Source organism: Ornithinimicrobium sp. (genome assembly GCF_051004135.1).
Taxonomy (GTDB): domain Bacteria; phylum Actinomycetota; class Actinomycetes; order Actinomycetales; family Dermatophilaceae; genus Ornithinicoccus.
In genome coordinates this window covers 1-12,596 of the sequence record NZ_JBPCKQ010000240.1, presented here as the reverse complement: position 1 = coordinate 12,596, position 12,596 = coordinate 1, and the positions used below count along the sequence as shown (strand labels likewise).

Here is a 12,596-nt window from a genome sequence, read left to right as displayed (position 1 = left end):
AGCAGGGCGTCCGCATCCTCCGGGGTCGGGAACAGGAAGGGCAGGTCGAACAGCGCCAGCTCGGGCACGAACGACGTGGCAGGGGAGGTGGACGGGTAGGTCATCTCCAGGGTGCCGCTCTGCAGGGCGTTCATCATCTGCAGGTCGTCGCCGACCTGGCTGTTCGGGAACAGGTTGACCTCGATGCGCCCGTCACTGCGCTGCTTGAGGATCTCACCGAAGTAGTCCACCGACAGCGCCTGCGCGGAGTCCTCGGCCAGTCCGATGCCGAACCTGATCTCGTACGCCTCCCCGTCGGAGACGACGTCGCCCTCGATGGCCGGCGGCTCGGAGAGCTCCGGACCCTCACTACCCTCGGCCGCGGCGCTGCTCTCGCCCCCCCCGCCGTCCGCCGGAGCTTCCTCGTCCTCGCTGAAGCCACCGCAAGCGGTCAGCGTGATCATGCCGGCCAGCACCAGGCTGGTCGGGATGACGCGTCGTGGGTGTGTCAGTCGCATTGTTCTCTCCTTAGGTGAGCGTTGCGTTGCTGTGGTCGGTCAGTGGGTCACGGTCCGTGCTGTGGGCGGCCGCCGGAGGACCGCGCGGGACCGGGGCACGGCTTCGGCTCAGTCGACGGTATGCGGGCACGAGGACGACCAGGAGTAGGACGCCGCCGAGCAGGGGCTCCAGCACCGCGAAAAAGGGCGCCGCCACCGCCAGTCCGTCCAGGGCAGCGACGTCCGGACGGTGGGTGGAGATGCCTCCACCGTTGGTCCCGGCGTACCACCGGGTGGTGGACACGGGCAGCGGCAGTGAGGTGGCGGCGTCCGTGCCGGCCAGCCGGAGGTCCAGACGCAGCGGCTCGGTGCGGGTGGCCAGGGCGTAGACGTGGGTGTTGGTGAGCCGGTCCTGCTCCGCGGTCCAGGTCGCCCCGTCGTCGTCGGTGCGCTGGATTCCGGCGTTGCCATTGCCGTCGGCGAGCCCGCTGCCGCCGACGAGAAGCTCGCCGTCGGTGGAGGGATCGGCCGCCACGGCCTGCACTGCGGTGTAGCCGAGCCCCGAGGACCGGGAGTTCCAGCTCGAGCCTCCGTCCGTGGAGCGGAGCAGCAACGGTTCGCCGCGGGTGCCGGCCCAGAGTGAGCCGTCGTCGGACCAGGGTCCGAGCGCGACCACCGAGACGGCCGGGACGACGACGTCGACGGCCCCGGATGGCCGGAGGAGCGCCAGCCCCTGCGGGTGCGCGAACAGCAGCCCCTGCGGGGCGCGCAGGACCGCGCCGACGGCGGTGCCCGGCTGGTCCGCGGCGGGCCACACGCGCTGCCAGTCGCTGTTCCCCGTCCTCCGGTGGACACCGCTGTCCGTCCCGGCCACCGCAGCGGTGTCGTGGACGTCGAGGGAGTGCACCCGGTCACCCTCGAGCGCCGTGGACACTGAGTCCTCCTCGACCACCACCAGCCCGGCGTCCGTGCCCGCCCAGAGCTCAGCACCGGCCACTGCTGCGACGGTGTGCACCGGTCCGGGGACTCCGAGCGCCTGTGAGCTACCGTCTCCGCGCACCCGGAACAACCCGCTGGCGGTCCCGACGACGATCGCGGTGCCGTCGACATCCATGGACAGCACGATTTCGCCGGCCAGCGGTCCGTTGGTCCAGCGGCCGAGGTCGGTCGGCGGCTCCACGCGGGTGACGGCGAGCATGGTGAGCCCGAGGACGCCCACCGCGGGCAGGATCATGGACCTCATGCGGCGATCACGGTCACCTGGTCGACCCACTTCAGGCACCGCTCCCCGATCACGTCCGGTGCCATGATGCGGGCCGGGAACCCGTGCTCGGGGCTGAGGTCGACGCCGTCGACCTCCCAGACCACCATGGTGCGCGGGTCCTTGAGCTGGTTGCGCAGCAGCGCCACCTGGTATCCGGTGGTGCTGTGGATGACGACGCTGACGAGGTCCGGGGAGGCCCCTGCCTCCTGGAGAAGATAGGACAGCGGCACGCCGCCCCAGGTGCGCGTAGCCGACCAGCCCAGCACGCAGTCGAGGCTGTACGTGTGGCGCTGCACGGGCCCGGCGCGCAGATCGGCCAGCGAAACCACGAGCAGCCGTTGCACCTCCCCATCCACACGCATCCGCCACTCGGCGGGCTCAGGCTGGTCGGCCCCTCCCGAGGTGAGGGTGACGGGAAAGTCGTTGGGTCCCCGCTGGCTCAGTGCACTGGCGCCCCCGCCGGCCACGCGGACGGTACCCCAGGCGGCCAAGCCCAGCGCACCGGCCGCGAGGACGTGCCGGCGAACGGCCGTGCTGCCGGACGGGTCCACAGAGGTCACCGCGTGCCGGACGGTAGCCTGGGCGCGAACGAGGAAGCGCCATACGTGGTAGCTGACGACGGGTGCGCCGACCACGGCCGACCACAGGTGGACGGTCTTCAGCACGCCACCGGAGACGGCCGACCAGTTCAGGTACATCGCGACCCCGCTGGCGTACTGGGAGAGCACCACCAGGACCAGCGCCGCCGTCATCAGGTGGGTCAGCGATCCACCGTCCCGGACCGGTCGCGCGGCCCGGCGGCGCCAGGCCGCCAGCCCGGCGGCCACCTTGGTCAGCAGCACCGGCAGACCCAGCAGGCCGACGTAGGAGTGCACCGAGATGAGCGCGATGGACGCGCCGGTGCCGAAGCTGAGCTGCCACCAGATGACCACCCCGCTGGCCAGGCCGAGCACGAGGAAGACCAGCAGCAGGAGCCCGACCGGGGCGTTGAGGGAGCGCAGCCGCGATGTCGCGCCGGGGGACCGCGTCGTCGGACCCGGCTGCGGACTCATCGGCCGTACCTTCCGGTGGGGACGCATCGGCGCGCCTGGTGAATTCATCCGATATCTGCCTGTCTAATGCCCGTGGTCCCGCTTCGCAAGGCCAACCCAACCATCGATACCGGAGCGTGACCTAACTTCGAGACTTCGTGGGACCAGGACACGGAGGATCACCGTCGGGGGTGAGGACCGGGCGCAACCCCGTTCGACTCAGCGGATGCTCTCGACGAGGTGGGTGTCCGGACGTCCGAACAGTTCCGGGTTGAGTTCCACGCCGTGCCCGGGTGCCTCTGCGGGCACAATCGTCCCGCCTTCGATATGCGGCAACCCGGTGACAAGGTCCTGGTACCAGGTGGTGTAGAAGGCGCGTACGGTCTCCTGGATGAAGCCGTTTGGCAGGTGCACCGACAGATGCGTCGACGCGGCGAGCACGACCGGGCCCGTGCAGTCGTGCGGCGCGATCGGCAGGCCGTGGGCGTCGGCGAGCGTCCCGACGCGGCGGGCGACGCTGACCCCACCCACCCACCCGACATCGACCATGGCAACGCCCACCGCGCCGGAGCCGAACAGGCGGCGGAAGTTGGTCGGCCCGGCGACCGTCTCGCTTAGCGTCAGCGGGGTGCGGGTCTGGTCGGCGATGCGCCGTAGGCCGTCGATCTCCTGGGTGGGCAGGAGGTCCTCGTACCAGAACGGCCGGTACTCATCGGCGGCCGCGGTGATCCGCAGCGCCCCCGCCACGTTCCACATCGAGTGGAACTCCAGCATGACATCCATGGCGTCACCCAGCCGTTCGCGGATCTTCCGCAACGGCTCCAGCCCGGTGGTAAGCTGCTCATTGGTGATGTACTGTCCGTCGGTTTCTTCGGCGATACGGTCGAAGGGCCAGATCTTCATGGCGGTCACACCCTGCTCGAGCAGACTCTCTGCGAGCTCGCCCGCATCGGTGAGGGATGCCTGCAGGTCCTCGTACGGGCCTGCCGCGGCGTCTGCCGCCAGGCCCCAGTTGTCCGACCCCACACCGGTGCCCGCGCTACGGACGTATCCGTATCCGGCGCAGGTGTTGTAGATGCGCACCCGCGCCCGCACCCGCCCGCCCAGCAACTGGTAGAGCGGCTGGTCGACGACTTTGCCGAACAGATCCCATAGAGCAATGTCCACCGCCGAGTTTCCCCGAGACTCGACACCGGCACCGCTGCGACCCAGCACCCCGGCGAGGCGACGCGCATGCGCCTCGATGGCCAGCGGGTCCGCGCCCAGCAGCAGCGGAGCCACCGTCTCGTGGATGTAGGCCTCGACGGCCGCCGCCCCGATGTAGGTCTCGCCGAGCCCCACCGCTCCGTCGTCGGTCTCGACCAGCACGTAGAGCAGGTTGGGGTGATCCTCGACTCGCAAGGTGCGGATGCGCTGGATCTTCATGTCGGAACCTCCTGGGTGCGCGGCGGGACGGCCGCGAAGTTGGTGGGCGGGTCAGCGCAGTCTGTTGGCCAGCGCCCCTCCCGTGGCAAGCCGGTTGATGTTGGCGGCGATGGTTCTTGCGCGACGACGCAACGTCTCATCGGTCACGCCCGAGTAGTGCGGCGTCACAGCACGCATGTCATGCCTCCGTCGACGTAGAGAATCTGGCCGCCGACGAAGTCGCTGCCGTCGCTGCTGAGGAAGCGCAGCGCGCCGACGAGATCTCCGACATCGCCCCAGCGCCCGGCCGGCGTGTGGTCCTCGACCCAGGACGTGAACTCCTCGTCCTCGACGAGGGCTGCGGTGAGCTCGGTCTTGAAGTACCCCGGAGCGATCGCGTTGACCTGGATCCCGGCGGGCCCCAGATCCGCGCACATCCCCTTCGTAAGCTGCGCGAGTGCGCCCTTCGTCGCCGAATAGGCAGCGATGCCGGGGCGGACGAGCATCGATTGAACGGAGCAGATGTTGATGATCTTTCCGCGGCCGCGCGGAGTCATCCGGCGAGCGACCTCGCGTCCCACGAGGAACGCGCTCGTGAGGTTAGTGGCGAGGAGCGTGTGCCACACGTCCTCGGGGAAATCGACGAAGGTCGTGCGATGCTGCATCCCGGTGTTGTTCACCAGGATGCCGATCGGTCCGATCTCGGACTCGATCCGTTCGATCCCCCGCGCAACCTCGGCGGAGTCGGTGCCATCGAACGGGACGACGCGGATGCTCGCGCCCGGATGGTTGTCGGCGAGCTCGTCCCGGGTCGCAGCGAGCCGCTCTTCGCCTCGGGCGTTCAGAACGACGGCCGCACCGGCCTCGACCAGTCCCGTCGCCAGGGCCTTGCCGATCCCGCGGCTCGATCCGGTGACCAGCGCAACCCGCCCGGTGATGTCGAACAGATCTGACATATGCCGTTCCTCCACGTCGTCGCGGCGTTCGAGAGCCGCAGCGAGCGTGGCCGTCAGGCTGTGGGGCGTGGCGGCGCCGACCGGATACGAACACCTCCCGGCCACCGTACTGCCGGGTCACCGATCGCGCGTGCGCTGTTGACACGGCTTCTTCTCGCATCGTGCACGTCGCCGCCTTCGGGCTCGAGCCCCTGCTCGGCGATGTGTTCGCAGGCTCTGACCATGTGGGTCTGCTCGGAGCGGTTGCCGACTGTTGCCGTGACAGTGGTGCTGCTGCGCCACCCGGGGCACTAGAGGGGGGCTCGGTGCGCCGATTCGACCCGGCCTCAGGTATAGCGTGGCGCGCGTGGAGTCCACCCCCCCAGCGACGCCCACCCTGCAACTGTGGGTCGACGCGACGGCCGGCGTGGCGGGTGACATGCTGCTCGCCGCGCTGATCGATGCGGGGGCGGATCTCGACGTGGTTCGGGGTGCGGTCGCGGCCGTCGTCCCGGACGAGGTGGTGCTGGTCGGAAGCACGGAGTCGCGGGCTGGCCTGCGTGCGCGACGGCTCACCGTCCGTCTGGCTCGGTCAGCCCCGCATGCCGAGCGCACCTGGCGGTCGGTGCATCAGCTGCTGCAGAGAGCGGAGTTAAGCGTGCGAGTGCGACGCGATGCCCTAGCGGTCTTCGCTGCGCTGGCTGCTGTCGAAGCCCGGGTGCACGATGTCGCGCTGGATGACGTGCACTTCCACGAAGTCGGTGCCTGGGACTCGATCGCTGACGTCGTTGGTGTGTGCGCGGCGCTCGACGACCTGTCCGTGGGGGACATCCGGTGCAGCGCCGTCGCCCTGGGGCACGGAGCGGTCGATGCGGCCCATGGGTCGCTGCCGATCCCGGTGCCGGCCGTGCTCGAGCTGATCCGGGTCGCCGGCCTACCCGTCGGGCCCGCGCCGGCCACCCCGGGTGAGGCGGCGACGCCGACGGGTGTGGCCGTGCTCGCCGCGTTGGCCACCGGCCACGGGCCGATGCCACCGGGGGTGGTTGTAGCGGTGGGGGTCGGCGCCGGCGCGCGGGACACCCCTGACCGGCCCAACATCACCCGGGTCGTCCTGACCGAGGACGCCCCGGGTCAAGCTCCGGCCACCACGGAGCACCTACGGGTTCTGGAGTGCACCGTGGACGATCTGGACCCCAGGGTGTGGCCGGTCGTGCTGGCAGACCTGATCCACCTGGGCGTCAACGACGCCTGGCTGACGCCGGTCCTGATGAAGAAGGGCAGGCCAGGGCATGTCCTGACGATCCTGGTCGTCCCGGAGTTGGCCGACGGGATCCAGGAGTGGCTCTTTCGGCATACCTCGACCTTGGGGGTCAGATCGCACGACGTGACACGCTCGGCGCTGGTCCGTGGGCACGTGCAGGTGGACATTCCAGGCGGCTGCGTACGGGTCAAGCTAGGCCGGCTGCACGGCAAGGTGGTGAGTGCAACACCGGAGTTCGAGGACTGTCTGGCGTTGGCCCGTAGCCGGGGCGTCCCGGTCGCGGACGTCCTGGCGGATGCCACAGCAGCAGTGCGCCGCCTGGAGGCGGTCAGGAAGCGGTGATCTGGGCGGCGAGGTGGCCGGCACCGTAGCCGTTGTCGATGTTGACCACGGCCACACCGGGCGCACAGGCGTTGAGCATGGTCAGCAGCGGCGCCAACCCCTCGAACGCGGCACCGTAGCCCACCGATGTGGGCACCGCGACCACGGGCGCGGCGATCAGCCCGGCGATGAGACCGGGAAGGGCGCCGTCCATCCCTGCGACGCACACCACCGCCCGGGCCGAGCGAAGCAGATCGACGTGCGCAAGCACCCGGTGCACGCCGGCGATGCCGACGTCGACGACGAGCTCGGTCTCTCGGCCCAGGTAACGGGCCGTGAGCAGGGCCTCGCGGGCCACCGGTAGGTCCGAGGTGCCCGCCGCGACGACGACCACACGGTGGCCGGCGTGCGGGGGAATGTCGGGTGGCCAGGCCAGGAGCCGACCCGCCTCGTCGTAGCAGGCCTGCGGCAGCACGGTTCGGATCGTGCCGGCCCGGACCGGGTCGCACCGGGTGAACAGCGTGACGCGGTCGGGGTGCTCGGCGATCTCGCGGGCGATGCGGCTCAGCTGCTCGAGCGTCTTGCCCTCGCAGTAGACCGCCTCGGCATACCCCCTTCGCTCGTGGCGGTCGTGGTCGAGATGGACGTCGGACTCGCTCACCCTCGAGCAACCTCCTGCGACGCGCCGAGCTCGTGCAGAGTGAACGAGCCGGACTGCAGGCCGGAGAGGTCCAGCGTCACGTAACGGAATCCTGCGGCACGCACCCGTGAGGTGATCTCGGTATGCAGCGCCGCCGCGCGCGCCAGCAGCGCCACCGGCACCTCGATGCGCGCGATGTCGCCGTGGTGGCGCACCCGGCTCTCGGACAGACCGAGCTCGACCAGAGCATCCTCGGTCTGCTCGACCTGGGCGAGCTTGCGCACGGTGACCTCCTGATGGTGTGGGATGCGCGATGCCAGGCAGGGCGCCGCCGGCTTGTCGGCACACGGTAGGCCCCGGTCCCGGGCGATAGTGCGCACCTCGGCCTTGGACAGGCCCGCCGCGGCGAGGGGGTGCAGCACCCGGTGCTGCGCTGCCGCGCCCGCCCCCGGCCGGTCCGGGCGCAGGCTGTCGTCGTGGTTCTCGCCGTAGGCCACGGCGTCGAGGCCTAGCTCGCTCACCAGGTCGTCGCGGATGAGACTGAACAGCTCGTCCTTGCAGTGGAAGCACCGATCCACGCCGTTGGCCCGGTATGCCGTGCGGTCCATCTCGTGGGTCTCGATCTCGACCACCCGCACCCCGATGGCCTCTGCCACCCGGTGCGCCGCCCTCCGCTCCCGAGCGGCCAGGCTCGGTGAGACCCCCAGGATCGGGACGACGCCGGTCGTGCCCAACGCGTCGACGGCCAGGGCGAGCAGGACGGAGGAGTCCACTCCACCGGAGAAGGCGACGCCGAGCCGACCGAGGCCTCGCATGCTTGCTGCGATGACCTCGGTCTTCTCCTGCAGTGTCGGGTTGCTCATCTCACGATGCTACGTCCGCCACGGTCCTTCGGGTGGACCGCCAGGTGAGGTAACGGCACAGGTTGCGCATCGGAGCGGGCCTCGTGGTCGGTCGCCGGGTGGGTGTTGTCGCCTTCGCCTGCAGCGCGGCCGCGATCGTGGCGACGCAGGCTTCGTCTGAGAGCGTGACGTGTTCAGCACGTGGTCGACCGTCCGTGGTTCCCTCCCGTAGAGCCGCAGCATCCCGGGCCGTCCGCTGCACTCCGCGGGTCCACGCGACCGTCGAGTCGGACGTGCAGGGGCCAACACCCTGGCATCCTGGCTGCCGGAACGGGAGGAGTCATCGTCTCCGTGGCTCGCCGCCGACTCGCCATGGCTCATCCCTCGGGGCAGCCACCCCGCGAGCTGGGTGTGGTATCCAGCCGGTGAGTCGAACGTCCGTCCGGGCATGAGGGAGGTCTCCAGGAACCCGTTGGCGCGCTCCGCCATGCCGTTGGCCTAGGTTGACGTCGCGTCATGGCGCCTCAATACTGAGGGTGCTGCCAACGATGTCGACACGAGGTGGGTATGCCGAGTCAGGCCGAGCTGCTCGCCGGATACCCGGGCGAGATCGAGATCAGCGCCGCGGTCGTCGCAGCGGCCCGGGAGGCCTCGCCGCGGTTGTTGGTCGTGCTCGACGACGACCCGACGGGCACCCAGTCGGTGGCGGATCTGCCAGTGCTGACCGCGTGGGACGTCGAGGACTTCGCTTGGGCGTTCACTCACCGGATCGACGGTGCGCCGGCTCCGGCGGTCTACGTGCTGACCAATACCCGCAGCCTGGATCCTGCCGACGCGCGCGATCGCACCCAGGAGTGCGTGGCCAACGCCCAGAGTGCTGCTGCCGCTGACGACCTCGGCGTGGACCTCGCCTTCGTCAGCCGCAGCGACTCGACCTTGCGTGGGCACTACCCGCTGGAGACCGACGTCATCGCCGAGACCCTGAGTGAGCACGGGGGGCCGGGCACCGACGGGGTGGTGATTGTACCGGCCTTCCCCGACGCGGGCCGGGTGACCATCGGCGGGGTGCACTACGTGGAGCAGGAGGGGGATCTCGTGCCGGCGGCGCAGACCGAGTTCGCCGCCGACGCGACCTTCGGCTATAGGCACTCGGCACTGGCCGAGTATGTGCAGGAGAAGACCCAGGGCCGCGTCGATGCCGACGCCGTGATCGTGCTCGATCTGGACGTGGTGCGCGGGGGTGCCGATGGCATCGCCGACGCAGTGCAGCCGGCGCAGGATTCCACCCCGATCGTGGTCGACATCGTCACCGAGCACGACCTGCGCGCGCTGGCCCTGGGGTTGATCGAGGCGGAGCGCCGGGGCAAGCACCTGCTCTATCGCGTCGGGCCGCCGTTCGTGCGGGCCATGATCGGCCAGGAGGCGCGGGCGCCGCTGAGCGGGCGGGAGATCATGGGGGAGGACGCTGAGGACCGGGGCGGGCTAGTCGTGGTCGGCTCCCACGTCGGGCTGACTACCCGCCAGCTGGACGCGCTGCTCGCCGGTCACCCCGACGCGCGCCGGGTCGAGCTATCCGTGGAGGCGCTGGTCGAGGAGGAGGAACGCGACGCGCACCTGCAGCAGACCGTCGAGACGGTGACCCAGGCCCTCGCCCGAGGCGACGTGATCCTGCATACCAGCAGGCAGTTGAAGAGGACCGATGACCCGGAGGAGAGCCTGCGGATCGCCCGGGGAGTCTCCGAAGCGGTGGTCGACGTGGTCCGCCGGATCCTGGCCGACACCCCGCCGCGGTTCGTCGTGGCCAAGGGCGGCATCACCTCCTCGGACGTGGCTGCCCACGGTATGCAGATCCGGCACGCCGTGGTGCGCGGGCCGATGCTGCCCGGGCTGGTATCCCTGTGGGAGGCCGTGGACGGGCCCGCCCGCGGCATCCCCTACGTCGTCTTCGCGGGCAACGTCGGCAGCGACGAGTCGCTGCTCGACGTCGTCAGCACCCTCAGCGCACGCCTGTGACCCGACCGACCCAAGGAGAGCACCGACATGAGCGAGACACCGACGTGGCCGACCGAGCGGACCGCCGTGCTGACCGGCGCCGCCTCCGAGCGCGGCATCGGGCGGGCCGCTGCCCAGCGCCTGGCCGGGCAGGGCTGGGCGGTCGCGATCCTGGACATCGACGGGCAGGAGGCGCGGGCCGCTGCCGATGACCTGGGCAGTCGGTATGACGTGCCGTGCCTCGGGGTGGGCACCGACGTCTCCGACGAGGAGTCGGTGGGAGCGGCGATCGAGGCCGTCGAGGGGTCGCTGCCGCCCGTGGTGGGGCTGGTCAACCTGGCCGGCATCAGCTCGCCGACCACGTTCATGGAGGAGACACGGGAGGCGTTGGACAAGGTCTTCGCGGTCAACATGACCGGGACGTTCATGGTCACCCAGCGGGTGCTGCAGGGCATGATCGAGCGGCAGCTGGGCCGGATCGTCAGCGTGTCGTCGATTTCGGCGCAACGCGGTGGCGGTACTTACTCCAAGGTTGCCTACAGCGCCTCCAAGGCCGGGATCATCGGCTTCACCCGGGCCCTGGCGCGGGAGATGGGGGAGCACCACATCACCGTCAACGCCGTGTCACCGGGGCCGGTGGACACCGACATTATGGGTGGGCCGCTGGATGAGGAGCGCAAGGCGTCCATGTCCAAGGACGTGCTGATGGGGCGGGTCGGCACGGTGCACGATATTGCCGCGCTGATCACGTTCTTGCTCGGGGAGGACGCCGGCTACATCACTGCCGCCACGTACGACATCAACGGCGGGCTGCAGATCTCCTGAACGCCAGTGGTGGAGGTCGTCAGCGGACGCAATCCCGTTATAAGCGTCGGCTTTGTCCGCCTACCGTGACGGACAGCGTCCCCCTGGCGTTGATCGGAATGTTGAATCGCGATGTCGTGAGGCCGAGGTAACCGCGCGGCGAGATTCCAGGGCAGGCGAGGAGCTCCAAGCGACACATCGCGGCGTCTCTTCGTGAGACGCCTGCTCAGGAGTGGGTCTAGACCCTAGATGCACGTTACGCAGGGTGGTCGCGCGTTTCGTAACAGATCTGGGGGCGGGTGTACCCCAGACGCACAGAAGGATCGATGTGCGCATCTGGAGGATCTTGATGCACGGGATTCGGACCGGCAGCGGATCTCTCACGACCCTGAAAGCATGCCCGCAAGACGGACCCGTCCCGGGACCGTCTCCGGACGGTCAACCGGGACGAGAGCGGACAAATGGTCATCTTGCCCTGAGGTGTCACCACTCAGGATTCCGCATGTAGGACGACCGGATCGACGACGTACTGCGGTGATCACCGCTTTCAGGAGCCCTCGTGCCCGGACGAGACGAAGAACGCCCCCGGGCCCTGCTCCGTGGTGAAGCCAAGTCGGCTGATCGCCGGGCGCAGCTTGCCGCCGCCCTTAAGTCGCTGGTACCCGGAGAGGCCGAGGACGTTTTGGAGTACCTCGCCGAGGCGAAGTGAGTCGAGTCGTGCTCCAGCGGACTCACACTGCTTGATCAGATTCTCGATGGCGCGTCTACAGGCCTCGTCCCCGGACGAGCCGGCGATGGCGTCGCGACACGACCCCAGGTCGAGCACAAGGCGCCCAGCCTTGCGGCTCTGGTGCGCGTTCGGGCCGGCGAGCTTGGCCGCGGGATCGGCATCGACCTCGTAGGACTCAACTGTGTTCCGAGGAGCGATCGACGAATCGATCGGTGCCGCGACAAGCTGCGCTACGGGAGTCTTGGGACGCGCCGGCCCGCGATACTCACCCGGGTACTCAACCTCATACGCGCGGAGGCCGTCGTAGGTGAAGCCGATAAAGAAGTCGACCGTCGCGTTGATGTCGCGCGTCTGCAGGAACTTCAAGCGTGGCCGGAAGTGAGCGGTCAGCGTCCCGGGCATCACGCGGATCCTGCCCGCCTGCGGGCCGTCGATGCGTTCAATGACCCCCTGCAGGCGTCGCAGCAGGTAGGCACGAGGGAAGAAGATGTTCCCGCCCGGTGGTTGAGAGCCTAGCTCTGTGAAGTGCACGACAGACGGCGCAGGCTCTCTCTCGCCGACCCACTCGAAACTCCAGGAGCGGTTCCTGTTCCGCGCAAGCCGCTGGCATCGCTCGAGGAACTGCCGGGTCCGGTCCTGGTTCTGGGCGTCGCCGCGCAGCCACCTCATAAAGTTCAGGACGTATAGGTAGTAGTGCGCGTCGAGGCTTCCGAAGTCAGCGGCAGAGCTCAACCGCTCAAGGACGGTCGTCTCGGAGTATTCCGGCAGTCGCCGGTATGCCTGGATCCACAGCCGGAGGTCGCTATCACTGCTGGTCCCGGTGCACGGCCTCCCGCACTGCCAGCTCCCGGGCGAGCGTGGTGACCTGCTGCTCCATCTGGCGCAGCCGCCGATAG

At 69.5% G+C, this 12,596-nt stretch carries 11 protein-coding genes; 3 read left to right on the top strand and 8 right to left on the bottom strand.

Translation table 11 applies throughout. The annotated features are described in order from the left end of the window. The 5 genes from dctP to ACR2FV_RS17150 all read right to left on the bottom strand — a co-directional run. Nucleotides 1–497 (bottom strand): TRAP transporter substrate-binding protein DctP (dctP, locus tag ACR2FV_RS17170; RefSeq protein WP_434016922.1); only part of this gene is annotated, 497 nt, incomplete at its 3' end. A 10-nt stretch (nucleotides 498–507) separates the two neighbouring features. Then, nucleotides 508–1,719 (bottom strand): hypothetical protein, encoded by a 1,212-nt coding sequence (locus ACR2FV_RS17165; protein ID WP_434016921.1) that lies wholly within the window; start codon nucleotides 1,717–1,719, stop codon nucleotides 508–510. Continuing rightward, nucleotides 1,716–2,792 (bottom strand): molybdopterin-dependent oxidoreductase, encoded by a 1,077-nt coding sequence (locus ACR2FV_RS17160; protein ID WP_434016920.1) that lies wholly within the window; start codon nucleotides 2,790–2,792, stop codon nucleotides 1,716–1,718. Before ACR2FV_RS17160 ends, ACR2FV_RS17165 begins: the two co-directional genes overlap by 4 nt. Nucleotides 2,793–2,990: 198 nt before the next feature. Next, nucleotides 2,991–4,196, bottom strand: coding sequence for a mandelate racemase/muconate lactonizing enzyme family protein (locus ACR2FV_RS17155; protein ID WP_434016919.1), 1,206 nt, complete (start codon nucleotides 4,194–4,196; stop codon nucleotides 2,991–2,993). A gap of 164 nt (nucleotides 4,197–4,360) precedes the next feature. Beyond that, a complete protein-coding gene (locus tag ACR2FV_RS17150) occupies nucleotides 4,361–5,131 on the bottom strand; it encodes an SDR family oxidoreductase (RefSeq protein ID WP_434016923.1) in 771 nt (256 codons plus the stop codon). 346 nt (nucleotides 5,132–5,477) lie between these two features. Between ACR2FV_RS17150 and larC the strand changes: the two genes are divergently transcribed. Then, nucleotides 5,478–6,713: a nickel pincer cofactor biosynthesis protein LarC gene (gene larC / locus ACR2FV_RS17145; RefSeq protein ID WP_434016918.1), complete on the top strand. Its 1,236-nt coding sequence runs from the start codon at nucleotides 5,478–5,480 to the stop codon at nucleotides 6,711–6,713. On the opposite strand, the gene larB is transcribed toward larC, so the two are convergent. Continuing rightward, on the bottom strand, nucleotides 6,700–7,353 hold the full coding sequence (gene larB / locus ACR2FV_RS17140; RefSeq protein WP_434016917.1) for a nickel pincer cofactor biosynthesis protein LarB: 654 nt from the start codon (nucleotides 7,351–7,353) through the stop codon (nucleotides 6,700–6,702). The two genes, larC and larB, sit on opposite strands and share 14 nt — an antisense overlap. Then, nucleotides 7,350–8,195: an ATP-dependent sacrificial sulfur transferase LarE gene (larE, locus tag ACR2FV_RS17135; protein ID WP_434016916.1), complete on the bottom strand. Its 846-nt coding sequence runs from the start codon at nucleotides 8,193–8,195 to the stop codon at nucleotides 7,350–7,352. The genes larB and larE overlap by 4 nt, the downstream gene beginning before the upstream one ends. A gap of 546 nt (nucleotides 8,196–8,741) precedes the next feature. On the opposite strand from larE, the gene ACR2FV_RS17130 reads away from it, so the two are divergent. Then, nucleotides 8,742–10,187: a four-carbon acid sugar kinase family protein gene (locus ACR2FV_RS17130; RefSeq protein WP_434016915.1), complete on the top strand. Its 1,446-nt coding sequence runs from the start codon at nucleotides 8,742–8,744 to the stop codon at nucleotides 10,185–10,187. A 27-nt stretch (nucleotides 10,188–10,214) separates the two neighbouring features. Then, the gene (locus ACR2FV_RS17125; RefSeq protein WP_434016914.1) at nucleotides 10,215–10,991 is read left to right on the top strand and encodes an SDR family NAD(P)-dependent oxidoreductase; all 777 of its coding nucleotides are present in this window, start codon (nucleotides 10,215–10,217) and stop codon (nucleotides 10,989–10,991) included. A gap of 526 nt (nucleotides 10,992–11,517) precedes the next feature. Here ACR2FV_RS17125 and ACR2FV_RS17120 read toward each other — a convergent pair. Next, complete coding sequence (locus ACR2FV_RS17120) at nucleotides 11,518–12,369, bottom strand: hypothetical protein (RefSeq protein WP_434016913.1); 852 nt, start codon at nucleotides 12,367–12,369, stop codon at nucleotides 11,518–11,520. Between the last annotated feature and the right edge of the window lie 227 nt (nucleotides 12,370–12,596).